The 19,493-nt window shown below is 42.7% G+C and carries 14 protein-coding genes; 8 read left to right on the top strand and 6 right to left on the bottom strand.

Going from position 1 to position 19,493, the window contains the following annotated elements; all coding sequences use genetic code 11:
• Positions 1-64: 64 nt before the first annotated feature.
• Together ACYX4W_RS17230 and ACYX4W_RS17225 are read right to left on the bottom strand one after the other, a co-directional pair.
• A complete protein-coding gene (locus ACYX4W_RS17230; RefSeq protein ID WP_474805577.1) occupies positions 65-643 on the bottom strand; it encodes a thymidine kinase in 579 nt (192 codons plus the stop codon).
• 5 nt (positions 644-648) lie between these two features.
• On the bottom strand, positions 649-2,667 hold the full coding sequence (locus ACYX4W_RS17225) for a putative bifunctional diguanylate cyclase/phosphodiesterase (RefSeq protein WP_476073983.1): 2,019 nt from the start codon (positions 2,665-2,667) through the stop codon (positions 649-651).
• Positions 2,668-3,158: 491 nt separating this feature from the next.
• Between ACYX4W_RS17225 and ACYX4W_RS17220 the strand changes: the two genes are divergently transcribed.
• Positions 3,159-5,669 (top strand): TonB-dependent receptor, encoded by a 2,511-nt coding sequence (locus ACYX4W_RS17220; RefSeq protein WP_476073982.1) that lies wholly within the window; start codon positions 3,159-3,161, stop codon positions 5,667-5,669.
• Between the two features lie 117 nt (positions 5,670-5,786).
• Here the strand turns inward: ACYX4W_RS17220 and ACYX4W_RS17215 are convergent, their stop codons facing one another.
• The 3 genes from ACYX4W_RS17215 to ACYX4W_RS17205 all read right to left on the bottom strand — a co-directional run bounded on the left by ACYX4W_RS17215 (position 5,787) and on the right by ACYX4W_RS17205 (position 8,907).
• The gene (locus ACYX4W_RS17215) at positions 5,787-6,086 is read right to left on the bottom strand and encodes a hypothetical protein (RefSeq protein WP_476073981.1); all 300 of its coding nucleotides are present in this window, start codon (positions 6,084-6,086) and stop codon (positions 5,787-5,789) included.
• 52 nt (positions 6,087-6,138) lie between these two features.
• Entirely contained in the window at positions 6,139-6,501 is a 363-nt protein-coding gene (locus ACYX4W_RS17210; RefSeq protein WP_476073980.1) for a hypothetical protein, read from the bottom strand.
• A 156-nt stretch (positions 6,502-6,657) separates the two neighbouring features.
• Positions 6,658-8,907: an acyl-CoA dehydrogenase gene (locus ACYX4W_RS17205; RefSeq protein ID WP_269917480.1), complete on the bottom strand. Its 2,250-nt coding sequence runs from the start codon at positions 8,905-8,907 to the stop codon at positions 6,658-6,660.
• A gap of 261 nt (positions 8,908-9,168) precedes the next feature.
• Here ACYX4W_RS17205 and ACYX4W_RS17200 point away from each other — a divergent pair, with 261 nt between their 5' ends.
• The 7 genes from ACYX4W_RS17200 (at position 9,169) to ACYX4W_RS17170 (ending at position 16,391) form a co-directional block, all read left to right on the top strand.
• Positions 9,169-11,463: an efflux RND transporter permease subunit gene (locus ACYX4W_RS17200; RefSeq protein WP_476073979.1), complete on the top strand. Its 2,295-nt coding sequence runs from the start codon at positions 9,169-9,171 to the stop codon at positions 11,461-11,463.
• A 1-nt stretch (position 11,464) separates the two neighbouring features.
• Positions 11,465-12,259 (top strand): outer membrane lipoprotein-sorting protein, encoded by a 795-nt coding sequence (locus ACYX4W_RS17195; RefSeq protein WP_474805588.1) that lies wholly within the window; start codon positions 11,465-11,467, stop codon positions 12,257-12,259.
• Positions 12,256-13,440 (top strand): hypothetical protein, encoded by a 1,185-nt coding sequence (locus tag ACYX4W_RS17190; RefSeq protein ID WP_476073978.1) that lies wholly within the window; start codon positions 12,256-12,258, stop codon positions 13,438-13,440. The genes ACYX4W_RS17195 and ACYX4W_RS17190 overlap by 4 nt, the downstream gene beginning before the upstream one ends.
• 13 nt (positions 13,441-13,453) lie before the next feature.
• A complete protein-coding gene (locus tag ACYX4W_RS17185) occupies positions 13,454-13,984 on the top strand; it encodes a hypothetical protein (RefSeq protein ID WP_476073977.1) in 531 nt (176 codons plus the stop codon).
• A gap of 71 nt (positions 13,985-14,055) precedes the next feature.
• The gene (locus ACYX4W_RS17180) at positions 14,056-14,313 is read left to right on the top strand and encodes a DUF3081 family protein (protein ID WP_476073976.1); all 258 of its coding nucleotides are present in this window, start codon (positions 14,056-14,058) and stop codon (positions 14,311-14,313) included.
• A 224-nt stretch (positions 14,314-14,537) separates the two neighbouring features.
• Positions 14,538-15,473, top strand: coding sequence for an LpxL/LpxP family Kdo(2)-lipid IV(A) lauroyl/palmitoleoyl acyltransferase (gene lpxL / locus ACYX4W_RS17175; RefSeq protein WP_476073975.1), 936 nt, complete (start codon positions 14,538-14,540; stop codon positions 15,471-15,473).
• 300 nt (positions 15,474-15,773) lie between these two features.
• Positions 15,774-16,391 (top strand): TcpQ domain-containing protein, encoded by a 618-nt coding sequence (locus tag ACYX4W_RS17170; RefSeq protein WP_476073974.1) that lies wholly within the window; start codon positions 15,774-15,776, stop codon positions 16,389-16,391.
• Positions 16,392-16,404: 13 nt separating this feature from the next.
• On the opposite strand, the gene glnE is transcribed toward ACYX4W_RS17170, so the two are convergent.
• On the bottom strand, positions 16,405-19,317 hold the full coding sequence (gene glnE / locus ACYX4W_RS17165; RefSeq protein ID WP_476073973.1) for a bifunctional [glutamate--ammonia ligase]-adenylyl-L-tyrosine phosphorylase/[glutamate--ammonia-ligase] adenylyltransferase: 2,913 nt from the start codon (positions 19,315-19,317) through the stop codon (positions 16,405-16,407).
• Between the last annotated feature and the right edge of the window lie 176 nt (positions 19,318-19,493).

The following is a 19,493-nucleotide window of genomic DNA, read 5'->3' as shown; positions in this document are numbered from 1 at the left end:
TGCCCTTTTTAGTAAAAAGCGTAATTAGTATTAAGCATATATGAAGGGCCAATTTGCGGCCTCCTTAATCCCACACCAACTCTTTAAAGTGCTTTCGACACATTGATTCGTAAGTATCGTTACCACCTATTTGAACTTGGTCGCCATTTTTTACGGCATTGCCATTCTCATCCAAACGCACAACAAAACTTGCTTTTTTACCGCAATGACAGACCGTTTTTAACTCTGACAGCTTATCTGCCCAAGCCAGCAAGTAGTGACTACCTTCAAAGGTTTCCCCTAAGAAGTCAGTTCGTAGTCCGTAAGCTAGAACGGGTACGCCTAGTTCATCAACAACGTCTACTAACTGCTTTACTTGGGCTTTAGTTAAAAATTGCGCTTCGTCAATAAATACGCAGTCGGGTTTACGTGCTTCGCAATCTTTACTTATCGACGTGAACAAGTCATCGCCTTTAGCGTATAACTTAGCGTCGGCCTGTAAGCCAATACGTGATGTTACTTTGCCAACGCCGTATCTGTCATCTAGCGCTGCTGTATAGATAATTGAATGCATTCCGCGTTCGCGGTAGTTATAAGCAGATTGAAGTAAAGACGTGGATTTTCCTGCATTCATTGCAGAGTAATAAAAATAAAGTTGAGCCATGGTGATTAATAATTTTCGTTATACCAAGAGATTAAGTCGCCGGCATTCATAGGTTTAGCAAAGTAAAAACCTTGTAAGTAATCAGTACCTAGTTGAGCAAGATGAAGCTTTTGATCTACGGTTTCGATCCCTTCTGCAATAGTCTTACAGCCAAACTCTTTTGCCATTAAAAGTGTCGCTCTTATTATGGTATCACTCTCTTCAGAGCTATTCTGTACAAAAGAACGGTCAATTTTAATAAAATCGCAAGGCATTGACTGTAGGCGACTCAATGATGAGTAGCCTGTACCGAAATCATCAATAGAAACTTTAATTCCTCTAGCTACTAGTTCATTGACTTTTACGCTCACTACTTCTTTATCACTAGCAAAAACACTTTCTGTTATTTCTAAATGAAGCCGCGCCGAAGATATTTGGGTAGTCTTGAGTGCGTTGTCTACCGTTTTAAGGAAGCTATCATCAAGCAGTTGAGAGACCGACACATTAACTGAAATCGCAAGGCCTTGTTTAAACTGCCAGTGAGATAAATCTATTAGTGCGCGGTTTAACACCCAAGCACCTATTTCCGGCATAAGTCCACTGCGCTCAGCAAGTGGAATAAATACGGCCGGAGAAATACTTTCATCATCGCATTTCCATCTAAGCAGGGCCTCTACTGAATAAAGTGTATTTGAAGCTACATCCATAATCGGCTGATAGAAAACGGTAAATTCGCTGTTATCGATAGCACAGCGCAAACGTTCGCAAAGTTGCTGCTCTCGTTTAATTTCTTGGTGAAGTGCTTGGCTAAAGACACCTATAGAGCCGCGTTGTTCGCGCTTTTGGTCATACATAGTTAGGTCAGCCTGCTGAATCAAATCAACAGCAGTTTCACCATGTTCGGGAAACATAGCTATGCCAATTGTTGCATCAAGAGTTACCTGGTTATCATTTGCAATGATAGGAACGGTTACACCGCTTCGCATGGCATGGGCGACAACTTTGGCTGTGTCGCCATTCGCGTAGGGGATAACAGCAACAAACTCGTCACCTCCCCACCTACCAAGGTGGTTTTCTTCTGTGTAGTTGCGTAATCGACTGGCGATTTCCGCCAGTACTATGTCTCCAATCTTATGGCCCAGACTATCGTTCACTTGCTTAAAGCCGTCTAGGTCGATAAACAACAGCGCTAATGAGTTATCGAGTGCTCGTGTGGTGTCAAGTAAGTTGTTTAAGTACTTTAAAAAACCGTTTCGGTTGAGTAAGTTAGTTAGCGGGTCTCTATTAGAAAGTTGATAGAGATCAGCGGTTCGTCGTTCGACTTCAGCTTCAAGCGTCGCGTTTGATGCATCTAGTTTTTCGTTAGTCGCAATAAGCAGTTGATTAACTTTTTCTGTCTCGCTGCGCTCAACCTTCATTTGCTCAACCAAGCTATTGTTTCTTGCCTTAAGATGAAGTGTGTTAATAAAAAATTTGTTATAACGAAAGGCACTTGTAAAAATACCGAACCAAAAAACTAACCCTAAAATGCCCAAGATAAAAAACTCCCCTCCATCGTCTGTAACAGCGCATAACGACATAGGAACAAGAAGTGCCGTAGAGTAGAAGCTTACAAGTTTTTTGTTTGGCGATAGAACGGTTCCTGCTCCCCCAGCCATAGCGGCGAGTACTACCATGGTTGCAGCAAGCTCTATGGTGGTCATAGACGAATAAAATAAAATCGAATAGAGGGCCCAAATTCCACCGGTTATGTACAAGCCAGCAGCGAACCTGATTAAAGCGGGGCGAGGATTGTACGCTTTGCCCACCAAATTAACTCGCCAGTAGATAGCATCGACAAGGCGCGCTACAGAAATGCTTACCATAGCGACCCACACTTGCAACTTATGTGTAAAAACCGACGGTTCGTTGTTTTCGAAGAAAAAGACAAGGCCTGAAAATGCGAAGATAGTCATTAGAAAGCCGACGAAACTATTGCCTAAAAGCATGTCAGTGGTGTCTCTTTCTATTTCGATCTTTGAGATTAAGTCTTCTTGTTTATTCAAGCTTTTGAAACCTTTACGTAGTGCCTGTTGCGTGCATCAGGGATTTTACTCAAACATCTAGTTCACTTAAGCAGCTATTAATTCTTTCCCATCTAACGCTCAAGAACGTACAGCTATACTATAGTATGTTTTTTAGTTAATGGTTTAAATGAGACCAAAGTTCAGAAAGTTAACGTCGGGACTAATCGATGAGTAAAGAAATACTTTCTTAGTGTTCCTATTCGTCGTGAATTTTTCTTAATCGATAATAATGTTTTGTTGAAGAAGCGTTTGTGAAGGTGGCGGAGCTGCTCTGGGAACAAGTATTTTAACATTAGGAGTGCCTTATCTGGTGCGATGTTAAATAAATTCTTCACAGGTTGTTTACAATGTTGGATTTTTGTTATAGATTCTTAATCGATTAAGTTTGTTGTGTTGCCGCCAACCCTAGTAGTCTAGGGAAAGAGGCTACTTAGGATTTAACAACTCCAACACATTGCCGGAGAAAAAACATGAAAAAACATCACACACTCAATGCATTGACTCTTGCCGTTTGTACAGCGCTTTCAGGAGCGGCTTTTGCTCAGGAAGCTGCGACATCAGACGCTGATACAAAGTCGAAAGAAAAGTTTGAACAAATCGTTGTGACTGCTGCACCTGGTGGCGCAACTATGCAGGAAGCAAGTGTTTCTGTAAGCGCGTTTGACGAAGAAGATATTCTTAAACTCGCACCACGTTCTACCGCTGAAGTTTTCCGCGCACTACCTGGTATACGAGCTGAATCTTCTGGTGGTGGCGGTAACGCAAACATAACCATTCGTGGTATTCCGCTGGCTACAGGTGGCTCAAAGTTCTTGCAGCTACATGAAGATGGCCTACCTGTGTTGGAATATGGTGACATTAACTTCGGTAATGCCGACAACTTCTTACGTTACGACTGGTCAGTGGCGAATGTTGAAGCAGTACGTGGTGGCTCTGCATCAACATTTGCTAGTAACTCGCCAGGCGGTGTTATTAACTTAATCAGTAACACTGGTGAAGTGGGTGGAGGCGCAATTGGTACCTCATTCGGCGTTGACTATGAAGAGTTTCGTCTAGATTTCCGCTACGGTGGCGAAATCAGCGACGACCTTTATTACCACATTGCCGGCTTTGCACGCGGAGGCGAAGGCCCTCGTGAAACAGGGTACAACGGCGACCAAGGCGGTCAGGTTAAGTTTAATATCACGAAGATGTTAGATAACGGTCACATTCGCTTCTTCTACAAAAACTTAGATGATAAAGTGTCGACGTATCTTCCTTCACCAGTACTCGTTAAAGGTGATGGCGAATATGGCCCAGTTCCAGGCTACGATGCGAGCTCGCAAGCACTGAATTCAGCTTACAACACGAATATTTCTACTTTCGACAGTTTCGGTAACCCAGAAAACCGTGATGTTCGCGACGGTATCGAGTCAAAAGTAAACTCATTTGGCGTAGAAGTTGACCTTGAAGTAGCTGAGAATTTGTTCCTATTAAACAAATTCCGTATTTCTGATATCTCTGGTGGCTTTATCGCACCATTCACGGATGGTTTCCCAGCAGGCCCAGGTGATGTTTCAAACTTTGCTTCAGCACTTTGTGACGGCGCGACAGATGGTGATGGCAATGCATTGAACTGTGATAGCACAAGCGTAGTTCTAGCCAATGGCCCAGGTGCAGGTGAAGTATATTCGGGTCAAGCATTCACGAACCTTCAGTTCGACACGCGCATCAATGATCTTGGCAACATGATCAACGATTTCAGCTTGCGTAAAGAGTTTGATAACGGTATCGACCTAACAGTAGGTTACTACTACTCAAATCAAGACATCGCTACAAGCTGGTCAAGCTGGCAGACGTTTATTCAAACACTTGATGGTGACAATTCTCAGTTGCTTACCATTACAGATGCAGACGGTGTTGAGCTTGTGTCTGATGGTTTACTATCGGCAAGCTTCCTTTCTTGGGAGTGGGACCTTAACTATGTGACTAAAGCACCCTACATGAACGTTGGCTTCGAGTTATCGGACAACATTCTCATTGATGCGTCGGTACGTCACGATACCACTGAAGCATCTGGCGAGCTTATTAGTTCTTGCTGTGGTGGTAATGCTGATTTCGACCTAAACGGTAACGGTGTAATTGAGCAAATTGAAGATGCTTCTGCAGTTAACAGCGGATTCATCAGTGGTGGTGTAATTAACCTAAATCGCGCTGGTGCGGCGTCTCAAATCGTAGATTACAGTGCAAATAACACGTCTTACTCAATTGGTGGCTCATACCTATTGAGCGATAGCCAAACCTTCTTTGCTCGCTACTCAAAAGGTGGCCGTGCGATTGCTGACCGTCTACTTCAGATTGGCGGTACGTTGAATGCTGACGGTAGTTTAACAAGCACTACTTCAGGGTACGACACAACCAAGCAGTTTGAAATCGGTTATAAGTACGGTACAAAAGACCTAATGGTTAACGCCACCTTGTTTGATACTGTTACTGAAGATACGCAAGCAGAAGTAACAAGTGGACTAACATTCATGCGTGAATACGAAGCGACAGGTCTTGAGCTTGAAGGTCGTTGGAATGCAACGGATAACTTTGTGATGTCAGGTAACCTTACATGGACTGACGCTGAGATTAGTGATGACGTTAACAACCCAGCATTAGAGGGCAATACGCCTCGCCGTCAGGCAGACTGGATTTGGACGATTACGCCTGAGTACGTTACAGATTACTGGTCTGTTGGCGCTTCACTACAAGGTTCAACTGAGTACTATGTTCAAGATAACAACGACCTTAAGCAAGAAGGTTATACGCTAGTAAATCTTTTCGCTACCTACTGGGTTAACGATCAATTCTCAGTGTCACTGAGCATGAATAATGCAACTGATGAGTTCATCATTACTGAGTCAGAAGAAGGTTCTGCAGAAGTGGGAAGTTATGTTCGAGCGCGCCCTCTGAACGGTCGTACAACAGTACTTTCACTTAAGTATATGTTTGACTAAAGCTAGGTAAGTTAACGCGCAATATAAAGAGATTTTGCCTAGGTAGGATATATAGCACGTTAAATTTCAAAGTCTTAAGGCGCCCACTTCATACAGACGTGGGCGTTTTTATTTGTATCATTTGTTGTTATTCTTTTTTAGTTCGAGTTGTTTGGCTATAGCGCCGGAAAGATGGTCTAATAAATGGGCGTGTTTTTTATGGATAACATGCACTAACTCGTGCTCTACAAGCGGGATATATTCTATTCCTGATTGCTCAAAAATAGCTTTTTCTGAATAGTCACTGGGTAAAATTGCGTAATCAAACCTGCCATTTAATAATAAATTGATGACATGATTAAAGTCATCGAACTCGAAGATATTAGCGCTAAGTTCATCTGGGTTCACATGCATATTGAAGAAAAAACGCGTGGTCACGGCTATTGCTTTATCTGGGGCTTGAATCACGCTTTTATCGCACTGTGCCCCTCTAATACACAGCAAAAAAGATGCACCATGGGAAAGAGACTGGTGGAACAATAATAATATTGTTGTCAGGCTGTGAGACGACGTCATAACGAATAACATCTGCATCCGTCATTCCTTCATTTAAAAGTCGAAGCCCTCGTTCACCACCAACTTTTTCAAATGTAACTTCTATACCAATATCACGATAAGCGCGTTGTATTAACGGTTTATAGAAAGCAGACACGCGAGGGTGGTTGAGTTCGCCTACGATGAAATTTTGTCCATTATCATGAGCTAAGGTACAAAACGGCAAAGATAACGATAAAACTAAAAAGAAAAAGAGAGAGGAAACGCTTTTATTTATTAAAACTAGCGCCTTTATCACAGCACAGATCCTTTCGTTAAGAGATGAGGTTAACTAAAGGATAGAGCACGAATTAAACAATGGAAAGAGAGCGAGCCAGTGATTTGAGTAAATACAAAAAAGCCCTGTCACTAAAAGTGGCAGGGCTTTTTATCAATATTACTGCACGGTTACGTTTTACGCAGCGTTCTGACCGCCATCAATCGCTTTAAGCGTTTGCGACGCTGGAACAAGCTCCATATCGAACGTGTATTCGTCTACACGAACTGCTAGCTTACGCTTCTCGTTGTAGTCGTGAAGCTTAGCTGCTTCATCAGCAGTTACCACACCTTTTTCTTGAAGCTTGTTAAGCGCGTGTTCAAAAGAGATGAACGGCACTACAGGCTCTTTGCGAAGTGCTTTTTGCACTTTACCAAGAAGGTGCGCTACTGCGTGTTTCGCTTTAAACGCTTGCTCGTTAATGTCGTTACCATCACCAGGGCTAACACGTACAAGGTGCGTAAGCTGGTCTTTCACGCTGTTATCTTGCATAGACGCAATTGATAGCTCACGTACTAAGTCGTCGCTAATACCCGCTACACTGTTTGTATAGGTATTGGTAAGAAGGCGCATTAGACCGCGTGTTGCTGTATTCGGGAAATTGTTGATGAAGTTAACAATTGCCTGATCAGCTTGTTGTAGAGACCATTGCATAGCGTACTCAAAGTACGGAAGTGCAAGCTTTCTATCTTCAATGCGCTGCTCGTAAAAACGAATTGCTGCCATTGCGCCGTATAGGTAGCTCATAACGTCACCTAGACGGGCTGATAAAAGCTCAGCTTTCTTAAGGTCACCGCCTAGTACCGCAAGCGATAGGTCAGCAAGTGGCGCTAGTTTTGCTGAGATGCTGTTCACACGCTTCTCGTACTTACGAACTTCTGGCAATGCCGACTCACTCTCACGTAGGAAAGGAAGGTAGCCCTTACCTAAGCTGCGGAACGCATTTTTAACACTGAAGCCTACAGTTTTACGAAGTACCTTGTTGAACTCTGCATCCGCTGAACTTTCGTTGCTGTGGATTAGGTCAACCATGTCTTTCAGGTAAGGGTGACAACGCATTGCACCTTGACCAAAGATCATTAGGTTACGAGTAAGAATGTTCGCGCCTTCAACCGTGATTGCAATTGGAAGTGCAGCATAACCGCCCGCCAATGTATTTTGAGGGCCACGTTGAATCGCCTTACCCGCCTGGATATCCATCGCAGAGTTCATAACGTCACGACCTAGCTCAGTCATGTGGTATTTAGCAATTGCTGTCACTACCGATGGCTTAACGCCTAGACCAAGACCTTCAGTTGTTAGAACACGCATCGCTTCAAGTAAGAATGTCTTACCCGCGATGTCAGCCATTTTTTCTTGAATACCTTCGAAGCGACCGATTGGAAGACCAAACTGCTCACGTACGAATGAATACTCTACTGTGCCTTTGAATGCAGATTGTGCTGTAGCCACACCCATTGCCGGAAGTGAAATACCACGACCTGCACCTAGACAGCTAACTAGCATCTGCCAGCCACGACCGATGTTCTTTTGACCACCAATGATAAAGTCCATAGGAATGAACACGTCTTGACCACGAGTAGTACCGTTGTAGAAACGTACGCCCATTGGGTCGTGACGGTTACCTAGCTCAACACCTGGGTGCGACTTAGGAAGAAGGGCACACGTAATGCCTAGCTCTAGTTTGTCGCCAAGTAGTTGGTCTGGGTCAAATACTTTAAATGCAAGACCAAGTACAGTTGCAATTGGAGCAAGCGTAATATAGCGCTTGTCCCAGCTTACACGAAGACCAAGAACTTCTTCACCGTTGTATTCGCCTTTAGTAACGATAGCCGCATCAGGAATAGCACCTGCATCTGAACCTGCTTCTGGGCTGGTTAGCGCGAAACAAGGAATGTCGCGACCATCCGCAAGGCGAGGTAGCCAATAGTCTTGCTGCTCGTTTGTGCCGTAGTGCATTAGAAGCTCACCCGGGCCTAACGAGTTAGGTACCATCACAGTTACCGCAATTGCACCGCTTTTCGCAGCGATTGTTGCAACAATAGTCGAGTTTGCATAAGGACTGAATTCAAGACCACCAAATTTCTTTGGAATGATCATCGAGAAGAAACGGTTCTTACCAAGAAAGTCTAAAACTTCTTGAGGAATGTGCTTACCGTTACCAAGCTCGAAATCATCGATCATATTCAATAATTCAGCTACTGGACCGTCCATGAATGCTTGTTCATCCGCACTCAGTTTTGCCTGAGGGATATCACGCAATGCCTGCATGTCAGGCTTACCCTGATAAATAGAAGATTCAATCCACACGTCACCCGCGTCTAGGGCTTCTTGTTCTGTGACTGAAATTGGGGGTAATACTTTTTTTAAGCTAGTTCTGATACTCATAATTAACTCATCCGCTCATCTGACCAGTTGTTTTAGTTAATACTACACCTTATTCACAAAAGATCAAAAAAAATCGCTAATCTTAACGTTAATAAGTGTTAATGTTGCTGTTTATCATATACTTATCAGATAAATCGCTACGTGTTGCATCAACAAGATATACGTAGGTGCGGTTATTTTTGATGATTAAATTTTTGTGTGGGTTATGTTAATTGCTGTTTTCAATGTAAAATTTCGTTATACAAAATCAAGGATACTGTGATGAGTCACACATCTAGCAGCGCGCCAATAGCAATAAGATTCCCTGTCATAACGCTAATATTAGTCATAGTGGTCACAGCCATTTCTCTTATCGGAGCTCAAAACTTATATTTCCGTGGGGACTACAAGGTATTTTTCGAATCTGACGATCCACAACGGCTTGCATTTGAAGAAATGCAGAACATTTTCAATAAAAGCGAAAATGTTGCATTTATGGTTGTGCCTAGCGACGGTCAAGTACTGAAGCCGTCCACGCTTACGCTAGTAAACGAATTAACAGAAGCTGCATGGCAACTACCTTTGTCTACAAGGGTTGAATCTATATCTAATTATCAAAATACCTTCGATGACGATGGCGATTTAATTGTTGAAGATTTAATTACTGCAGAGAAGCTCTCTAAAGAAGGTATTGCGAACATCGCTCAAGTACTTTCTCGCAGTCCAGAAGTCTACGGTCGACTCATATCAAGAACAACAGATGTTACCGTTATCGATACGACAATTCAGTTACCTGATGGCGATCAAACCCAGCAAGTAATTGAAATAGCCGAAGCTGCAAAACAAATAAAATCTCACTTTGAGAGTAAATATCCCGACCATGACATTTACTTAAATGGCATGGTGATAATGAACGATGCGTTCGCCGTGGCTGCACAGCAAGATGCCGAAACATTAATACCATTAATGTTTTTGCTAATTTTTATCGCGATTGCTTTAATTGTAAAGTCACTTTGGGCCGCGGTTTTCACATTAGTGGTAGTGATTTTTTCCGTAGCGATTACTGTAGGTCTGACAGGCTGGCTTGGAGTTTATTTAAGCACTGCCACTGTAAATGCACCGACTATGATTACAACGCTTGCTGTTGCAGACTGTATTCATATCATAGTTGGAGTGAAGTACTACCTAAACCAAGGCTTCACTAATAAAGATGCTATTAGAAAGAGTATTGAGGTAAATAAAAAGCCTATATTCATTACCAGTATAACTACTGCTATAGGGTTTGTTATGCTAAATTTTTCTGCTGTACCGGTTCTTTCCCACTTAGGCAATATGACAGCGGTTGGTGTAATGCTGGCTTGTGTCTTTTCACTCACGGTATTACCGTCACTTCTAACCCTGCGACCTCTCAAGCCGTCTGTTTCGGTAAATAATTCAGTATTCTCGAAGTGGGCAACCTTAGTTAATCGGCACCATCGGATATTGCTGCCTATTTCGCTCCTCGTCATTGTGGTAATTAGCCTATTTGCTACAAATAATGTTTTAAACGATGTTGCGGTTAAATATTTCGATGAACGTAGTGCGTTTAGGCAAGCTGTAGAAGTAAACGAAGATAAGCTTGGTGGAATGTCAAATATTGACTTCGTAATTTACACGGACCAATCATACGGTGTCACAGACCCTGTCTTTTTAGCGCAGATAGAGGAGTTTTCTAAATGGTTACGGGCGCGAAGTGAAGTTAACCACGTTTTAACTTTTACTGATACGCTTAAACGCTTGAACCGAAACATGAATGGCGATGACCAAAGCTTTAATGTAATACCCGCCGACGGCGAGCTCGCATCCCAGTATTTATTATTATATGAAATGTCTCTGCCATTTGGGTTAGACCTTGGTAACCAAATTGATATAGATAAGTCAGCACTTCGAATAATTGCACTTACTAAAAACTTGGGAAGTCGCGATATAACGACGCTTGAGAGAGAGGCAAAAGATTATTTTGCGAGTCTGTCGGACGATTATAGAATTGAAGCGGCAAGCCCACCGTTGATGTTTGCCCACATCGGTGAGCGAAATATGAAAAACATGGTGTGGGGAAGTGTTTTCGCACTTGTCTTAATTTCCATACTCATTTTATTTGCTTTGAGGTCGATAAAGCTTGGTGGCATAAGTTTAATTACAAACCTACTGCCTGCCGCGATAGGATTTGGAGTATGGGGAATTATCTCAGGTGAAATAAATATGGCACTCTCTGTCGTTATAAGTATGACGATGGGAATAATAGTTGATGATACCGTTCACTTTTTGACGAAATATCAGACCGCTAGAGAGCAAGGTTTAAACGCAAAAGAAAGTGTCGTTTATGCCTTTGAAACTGTCGGAATGGCTTTAACGACGACTACAATTGTCCTTACCTTAGGGTTTGCCGTGTTAGCATCATCAAGCTTTGTCTTAAATGCACATATGGGTATGCTGACAATCATTATTATCGTAGCCGCATTAATTGTTGATTTTATCTTCCTGCCTGCGTTGCTTGCATGGCTAGAGGACACTAGAACGGCCCAGAAGGAGTCTTAATATGAATTTTCTCTCGCGAATAGTGTTGATTGCAACATTAGGTTGTACCGCTAGCTACGGTTTAGCTTCAGAGATAAAGGGTGATGAAAAGGCCATCGCTATAGCAAAGGAACGCAAGGCTAGGGATACTGGTTGGGGCGCTAACGAGGCAAAAGTTCTGATGCTTTTGAAAAACTCGCAGGGAAAAGAAGCGACGAGAAAACTTGAAGTTAAGTCTCTGGAAGTAAAAAATGACGGAGATAAAGCACTTACCGTTTTTGAGTCTCCTAGAGATGTAAAGGGGACGGCATTTTTAAGTTTCTCGCATGCGCTTGAAGCTGATGAACAATGGATATTCTTGCCAGCGTTGAAGCGTGTAAAGCGTATATCATCGCAAAGCAAAAGCGGCCCTTTCGTAGGTAGTGAGTTTGCATTTGAAGATATGACATCGTACGAAGTGGAAAAGTTTTCGTACACATTCTTAGGAGAAGAAGAAATAAACGGGGAGGCCTGTTTCGTTTTAAAGCAGGTTCCAGAATATGATTTTTCAGGATACTCTTATCAAAAAGTTTGGATAGATAAATCACATTATCGTGTTCAGAAAGTTGAGTTTTTTGACCGTAAAGAGTCGTTGTTAAAAACGCTTTATTTGTCTGATTACAAGCAATACAAAAACAAATTTTGGCGTCCTATGAAAAGCTTGATGCGAAATGTACAAACTAAAAAGTCGACGTCTTTGATTACCGAAGAATTGACTTTCGACACAGATTTACAAGAAAGTGACTTCGACAAAAACAGATTAAAGAGAGTTCGATGATTAGAAAAGCGGTTGCACTGTCACTAATTATTAACTCTACCTCTTTCGCCAATTCTGCAGAGTTCACCGGCTCTGCAGGCCTTGATTTGCGTTATTATTTGCAGGATTCGTTGTATCCGCAGCAAGAGCGTACGTATGCTTCAGCGTATGTTTCTCCCGAAATCTATGCTGAGTTCAACGATGGCCAAGATACGCTGATTTTCAATCCTTTTTATCGTGTGGATGAGCACGATAGTGAACGCACACATGGCGATATTAGAGAATTGCAGTGGGCGCATTACAGAGATACTTGGGAAACTAAGGTTGGCATAGGTAAGGTGTTTTGGGGGCAAACTGAGTCTGTGCACCTCGTGGACATTATCAACCAAACCGATTCGGTAGAGTCTGTAGATGGTGAAGCCAAGTTAGGCCAACCAATGGTGAACGTTTCATATTTTACAGAGTATGGGAATTTTTCAGTTTTCGTTTTGCCCTATTTCCGCGAGCGAACGTTTCAAAGTACTGAGGGAAGGCTTCGCCCGCCATTGGCGATTTCAGATGCTATTTACGAATCATCAAGTGAAGAGAGTAACCTTGATTACGCACTTAGGTGGCAATCTTCGATTGATGACTGGGAAGTAGGACTTTCGTATTTTTCTGGTACCACAAGGGAGCCTGAATTAATTACGCAAATTTCCGATTCAGGAGAACTGTCCATAAACCCATATTATGCTCAGATAGAACAAGTAGGTGTAGATTTACTTAAGGTTAGCGGAGCATGGCTACTCAAACTGGAAAGTATTTACAGACAAGGGCAGTCTGAAGACTTTGCGGCACTAGTTGCGGGGTTCGAGTACACTCAGGAAGGTGTATTTGGCAGCAGGTATGGGCTCGGTTATTTAGCAGAATATCAATATGATGAGCGGGACGATAATTTCTTTGCTATAGCTCAGAACGATATGATGCTTGGTTTGCGAATTATGGCTAACGATATTGCCGGTAGTGAAATACTTGTGGGGTTCGTAAAAGACTTAGATGCTACGTCAACGTACTCTGCCTATATCGAAGCAAGTAGTAGATTGTCAGCGAACTGGCGATGGTCGTTAGATGGATATTTTTTCTCATCTGACGACCAAGATGACCCCTTCTTTTTCTTAAGAAGAGATGACCATATAGAATTTTCACTAGAGTACTATTTTTGAGGGAAAAAAATAGATGAATCGGTTTTTATGGATGCTAGGTGCGATGGCGCTTGGAGTTTCTCAAGCGAATGCTGCACCTAAAACTTATGGATTAGCTACGGTAGCTTATAACGACTTCGAAACGTCAACCACGAGCGAAAGCAAATTTGCTTATAGCCTCGCCTTTGGTAAACAAATACATAGACAGTGGTACGCTGAAGCTGGCTATATTAGTCTATTCGACTATGCAAAAAATGAGAACGAAAATAAAGGCGATGCCCTCTATCTCGCGCTCCTAGGTAAGGCAAGTGGTGGTACAGGGGAGTTATTCTACAAACTGGGTATTGCTAAAGTAGATGTGGATCTTTCTTCAGAGTGTTCTGACGCTGGGGTTGTTACGCAATGCCGAACTTCGGAAAGCATTGCAGCTGGAATCGCTGGTTTAGGGTTTGACTATTATGTCGGCATTAGATCGATGGTTCGCTTAGAATATGTTCATATGACTGGTGAAGATAGCTTTTCTACAAATATGGTTAACGTCGGTTTCAGATATAACTTCAATTGATCTTTAGTATTTTAAATCCAAAACCCGCTTGTTGATGTAAAAGTAAGTAAATTCACAACTATGGATTTACAATGAAAAACGAATTAGACAGCAAGTTCTTACTTCAAGTTTTCGATAAGATTCGCCAACATGGAGCAAAGGAAAACGAGCAGTATAAGCTTAAAGGGATAACTGCTTTTACTGACCATGACGGGTATACGCTGTACATTGAAGACGTTAACGTGAAGCTCCAGTTTGGTTTTCATAATCAGTATCACTTTGATTATGATTCAAAAGATCAGTACGAATCTTTTGAAAAAAAACTAAAGGAAATTGATAAAGAGTACTGATCAAGGCTCCTTTAGTTTTGTTATAGCAAGCTAAAAACAGGCGGTTATGTAAACGCATAGGCAAGGTGGTGATATTTAGCGAATTGTATAATCCTGTCACTGCCTGCTTCATGTCTGTTTTCATCCCTTTTATCCTAAACATTCTATTGGTCAACTGGCCCAATTAGCCCAGCTAAAAACCTTCTGCTACAATGCCGCCCACTTCACTTAATAGGAAAGATACATTGGCGTCGGCAATTAAAGCTCCTAAGTTTAAATTGGCATTCCTTGGCCCTAAGTTCTGGCCCGTTTGGCTGGGTGTTTTTATTCTATACGCTATTACTTGGCTACCTTTACCTGTTATCCGCACTATAGGGGGCGGTGCAGGAAAGCTAATTGCTCTTGTAGTGCCTAAACGAGCGAAAGTTGCAAAACGAAATTTACAGCTTTGGAACCCCTCGTTGTCTGAAAGTGAAATTGAAGCACTTTATAAAGAAAACATACGCAGAACGGGTATGGCACTGTTCGAAACCGCTATGGGGTGGTGGTGGCCTGACTGGCGGGTTAAACGCGCTATTGAAATAGAGGGCACTGAACATGTTGAAGCTGCCCTTGCTGAGGGCAAAGGCGTTTTTGGTATGGCACTACATAATATGAACTTAGAGTTTGCGTGTCGTGGCATTGGTTTTTATCATCCGAGCATTGCCTTTTATAGGAAGCACAACAACCCGTTAGTGGATTACCTTCAGTATCACGGTCGAAACCGCTCTAATAAATACATGATTGATAAGCGCAATGCCAAGGCGCTTATCGCAGCACTTGATGATAAAGAGCTATGCCTGTATTTGCCTGACCAAGACTACGGCCCCAGACAGAGCATTTTTGTACCATTTGGTGGCGTAAAAGAGACCGCTACAACAACGGCGACGCTTATGTTTATTAGGCGCACAAACTCTGAGCCTATGATCATAACGTCTCAATACACCAAACGCGGCTATAAGATAAAAATATATTCACCACTTTCTGAACTTGGTGCAATGGAAGATGCAGAAGCTTTAACTCTTTTAAATCAACACGTTGATAGCGCAGTAAAAGAGCAACCAGAGAGCTACTTATGGATGCACAAGCGTTTCAAAACGCGCCCCGAGAGTAATCCAGAATCTCTCTATAAGTCATTGTAAGCGCTAAACTGAAAGCCAATTTAACGAAAAAAGTGCGTTTAGCGCTTGAGCGTAATTAGAGCGAACGTTTTGCCACTAATCGGCAGCATGTGGAGTATTAAAACCTGGCAGTAGGTAACCAAAGAGCATAACCTTTGTTTATAACGTGGTTGGTCGCAACCTGTTTGCTCGTACTAAAATAGATAAATAGGATAAAGGCGTAATAAAGCCAATTCGTCTAATATAAACAAATCGGAGTTGGTTCGAACTGCGACAAAAAAGCGTCGAATTTCTTTTAGTGTATTCACAGATTGGTAGGTTATGGGACAGACGAGTTATTCAAGCTCTTCATTTTGGGCAAAGCAGATAGGTATTGCGGTAGTGCTTGTTATAGCAGCAGGCGTACTGATTTATATGCTACAAACACACGAACAGTCACCTACACCTGCGTCACAGAAAGAAGAGAAATCTGTTTCAAAGGGACTTAGCGAGTTTTATCGTGACTTTCGTATGTCTTCCACTGACCCATTAGAGGATGAACAGGGTGATTTCGTGCTCGATATTGCCGGAGTAGATCCTAACCTAGACAGCAAGTTAGCAAAGATGTCCAGTCAGACCCGTCCGGTAGAAAAGAACTGGACTGGCGAACACAAATACCGAACCTTCAAAGAAGGCAACACGCTTCGCGAGGCTATTTCACAATATGCTCAAGCGGAAGGTATGCAGTTAATTTGGAACTTGGAACAAGACTTCGTAATCAAGCATCAATTTCAATTAGACAACACAGTTGCCGGTTCTTTAGCTAAGATCGCAAGCGCCATCGACAGTAGTTTCGAAGGCGAAGTCCAAGCTTATCTATGTGCAGAGCAGCGCTCTTTAGTTGTAACGGCTCAAGAGACCGATTTTTTAAAAAATCAATGTCGCCGGGTTCGCGGGTAGCTCGTTTGCAGGCTCAGTCACTGAGCCTGCCGAATAATGTATCCCAGTGCTGCCTAACTTGCTCGCGTATAATATCTAACTCTTCACTTTGGTCAGCGTACTTGGTATCTGCCAGAGTAAGGTGGTGATATTGCTCACGAAGCCGCAGGTACGCTTTTTGGAGTTTTTGTGCTGTTGGTGTATCAATGATGTTCGCGCTGGCTGCAACATCGAAAATTCTAAGATTATCTGGGTACTCAGTCATTGCTTTCACAGTACAAGCGTGTGCTAATACAAGATATTGCGCAATAAATTCAATGTCAGTAATACCGCCTTTACACTGCTTCAAATCTACTTTTTCATTATTTTTAGCCAGTAAGTGTTCACGCATTTTAATCCGCATTTTGCAGACATCTTGTGACAGTGTTTGGGGGTCTCTAGATTGACTGAGAATTGAATGCCTTACCTTTGTAAAGTCATCCAAAAGCGAAGCGTCGCCGCAGATAGCTCTTGCTCTAACCAGTGCCTGGTGTTCCCATGTCCAAGCTTCCTCAACTTGATATTTCTCGAAACCGTTTATATGACAGCACAATAGCCCTGCGTTGCCAGAAGGGCGCAAGCGCAAGTCGGTCTCGTACAGCTGACCAAACAGTGTTTTAGTATTGAGAAGGTGCATAATGCGTTGGGCCAACTTAATATAAAACTGTTGTGCCTCAATTGATTTTTTGCCGTCCGTACTACTTGAACGGGGCGCATTGTGTATAAAAACTAAATCTAAATCCGACCCATACCCAAGCTCATAACCGCCTAATTTACCGTAGCCAATAACGGCAAAGCCTTTATCATTACCTTCAAGGTGCGAAGGAACGCCGAAGCGCTGTCGCATTTGCATCCATGCTGCATTAACGACGTGCTCTAAGATAACCTCTGCTAGAACGGTGAGTTTATCGCTAACGTTATTAATGGGTAGGGATTCACTAATATCACTGGCAGCGATACGAAGCTGTTGGCAAAGTTTGAACTGTCTAAGTCCATCCATTAACATTTCCACGTCGTCTTGCTCTATACGGAGCATAGTCTCGCGTAGCTCGGTCTGATATTCCTGCTTGCTGGTTTTAATGTCAGTATTCTGCTGCCCTAGATAGAGTGGGGTGAGCAGTTCATCTAACAATAGCGGGAATCGTCTAATTTCCTGGGCTATCCAATCGCTTCTCTCGCAAAGCCTTACCAACTGTTTAAGCACATCCGGGTTTTCAAGCAAAAGATCAAGATACGTTGTGCGGCCTGTAATTGCTTCAATCACGCCTAGTAATCGGCTCAAAACTTGTGCTGTGTAATTAGGGTGCTGCTTAATTAATACGTATAAAATTTCTGGAAGAAGTTTGTTAAGGGTATCTTCGCCTCTTTGACCTATGCGGTAGTTTCGTTGCTTGTCTTTGAAGGCGACGAGAATGGTGTAGATTTGACTACTTTCCTTACCGGAAAGATTGTCGCTAAACGTTTCAGTAAACTCATCTTCTTGCAGTGAAAGGCGCCATGCATCTTGGCACGCAATAAAAAGCTGATCTTCGTCTGAATGTGTGTCATGGCATTCCTCAACTAATTCGTTGAATTGACCGTGAATGCGACTCATGACTTCGTCTAAATGAGTTAAAAAGTCGCTATAAGAAGCAAAACCCATAACATCAATCAGCGCATTTTGTTGCCAAGGCTCGTCGGGCAATGTTTGAGTTTGACGGTCTTGGCTTTGCTGTAATGTGTGTTCTACTTTTCTTAAGAACAGATAGTCTTGTTTAAGCTGCTTTGTTACTTCGCTTTCTACAATATCTAATTCGCTCAAAACATCTAACGTGTGGAGCAAAGACTTACTTTGTAGCGCTGGCTCACGACCGCCGTGGATAAGCTGAAAACTTTGGGCAAAAAACTCGACTTCTCGAATACCGCCAGCACCCAATTTAATATTGTTGCTTAAACTTCGCCTGCGAATTTCGGTAGCAATAAGCTTTTTCATATTGCGCAGCGCATCCAGTGTGGTGAAGTCTAAATAACGCCTAAACGTAAAGGGGTGAAGAATGCCTTTTAACCACTCAGAGTTATCTGAATGATCATCATTAATGACCCGTGCTTTGACCATCGCAAAGCGTTCCCAGTGCCTGCCCTGGTCCTGATAGTAGTCCTCAAGCGCAGCGAAATGCATGACTAAGGGGCCGGAATCCCCGAACGGGCGTAAGCGCATATCAACGCGGTAGACCTGCCCATCGTTGGTTACTTTGTTCAGCGCTTGAATAAGCTTTTGGGCTAGCTTGGTAAAAAACTGTTGATGCTCTAGCGCTTTCTTGCCTCCGCTCGTTTCTCCTTTTTCCGGATAAGCGAATATCAAGTCAATGTCGGACGAAAAGTTAAGTTCTCGCCCACCGAGCTTGCCCATACCAAGAATATACATGTGCATATCTTGGTTGTTGCTCTTCGGAGTTCCATATCGGTGACCCAAATGCTGGTAAATCCAATGGTAAGCGCTAGTTATCAGCGCATCCGCCAATGCCGAAACTTGAGCAAGTGAATCTTCAATACTCTGTTTATTGAGCACATCTAAGAAGGTGATACGCGCCATTTCTTGATTGCGGTATTCACGAAGGACCTTTAGTAATTCGTCTTCGCTTTTGAGTGTTTCAAGCTTTGTTTTTAATTCAGTGCTGAAGTGAGTAATGGTTGATTCAGAAACAGTTAAATCAGACACAGGCTCGACGACTCTGGAAATAAACGCAGGCTTTTGTACCAGTGTTTCAGCTAGGAAAGCGGAGCGAGCAAAAGCGCTTAAAAGGGCTTCGCGATGGTTTTCTGCAATGACTTGGTCGGTTTCGGTTAAGGCGGGTGAATCTAGCAACTGCTGCCATAATTTTCCGGATTGCTCTACGTTTGTCATGCTATTTTCGTTGTCTATTGGCATAATGCTCGCGTCTTAAGAGATAACATCTGTGTAAAATAATGAATACTCACATCTTTATTGCAAGTATTCATAGCCTGCTGAGTTTTACCGCCTTGGTTAATGACGGTGACTTTTTCAGGCCCTTATTAAAATAAATCTGAACAAGTTCGCTGTCATCCTTGTACCAATTTAGCAAG

This window comes from Alteromonas sp. ABH4_454, assembly GCF_056311775.1.
Note: the sequence above shows the minus strand (reverse complement) of the source record. Positions and strands in the feature narration are given on the sequence as shown.

What these genes read in the sequence shown, in the direction of transcription:
- ACYX4W_RS17230 (WP_474805577.1), bottom strand. Translation starts at nt 643, where the DNA reads ATGGCTCAACTTTATTTTTATTACTCTGCAATGAATGCAGGAAAATCC.
- ACYX4W_RS17220 (WP_476073982.1), top strand. Translation starts at nt 3,159, where the DNA reads ATGAAAAAACATCACACACTCAATGCATTGACTCTTGCCGTTTGTACA.
- ACYX4W_RS17205 (WP_269917480.1), bottom strand. Translation starts at nt 8,907, where the DNA reads ATGAGTATCAGAACTAGCTTAAAAAAAGTATTACCCCCAATTTCAGTC.
- ACYX4W_RS17200 (WP_476073979.1), top strand. Translation starts at nt 9,169, where the DNA reads ATGAGTCACACATCTAGCAGCGCGCCAATAGCAATAAGATTCCCTGTC.
- ACYX4W_RS17195 (WP_474805588.1), top strand. Translation starts at nt 11,465, where the DNA reads ATGAATTTTCTCTCGCGAATAGTGTTGATTGCAACATTAGGTTGTACC.
- ACYX4W_RS17190 (WP_476073978.1), top strand. Translation starts at nt 12,256, where the DNA reads ATGATTAGAAAAGCGGTTGCACTGTCACTAATTATTAACTCTACCTCT.
- ACYX4W_RS17185 (WP_476073977.1), top strand. Translation starts at nt 13,454, where the DNA reads ATGAATCGGTTTTTATGGATGCTAGGTGCGATGGCGCTTGGAGTTTCT.
- ACYX4W_RS17180 (WP_476073976.1), top strand. Translation starts at nt 14,056, where the DNA reads ATGAAAAACGAATTAGACAGCAAGTTCTTACTTCAAGTTTTCGATAAG.
- ACYX4W_RS17170 (WP_476073974.1), top strand. Translation starts at nt 15,774, where the DNA reads ATGGGACAGACGAGTTATTCAAGCTCTTCATTTTGGGCAAAGCAGATA.
- glnE (WP_476073973.1), bottom strand. Translation starts at nt 19,317, where the DNA reads ATGCCAATAGACAACGAAAATAGCATGACAAACGTAGAGCAATCCGGA.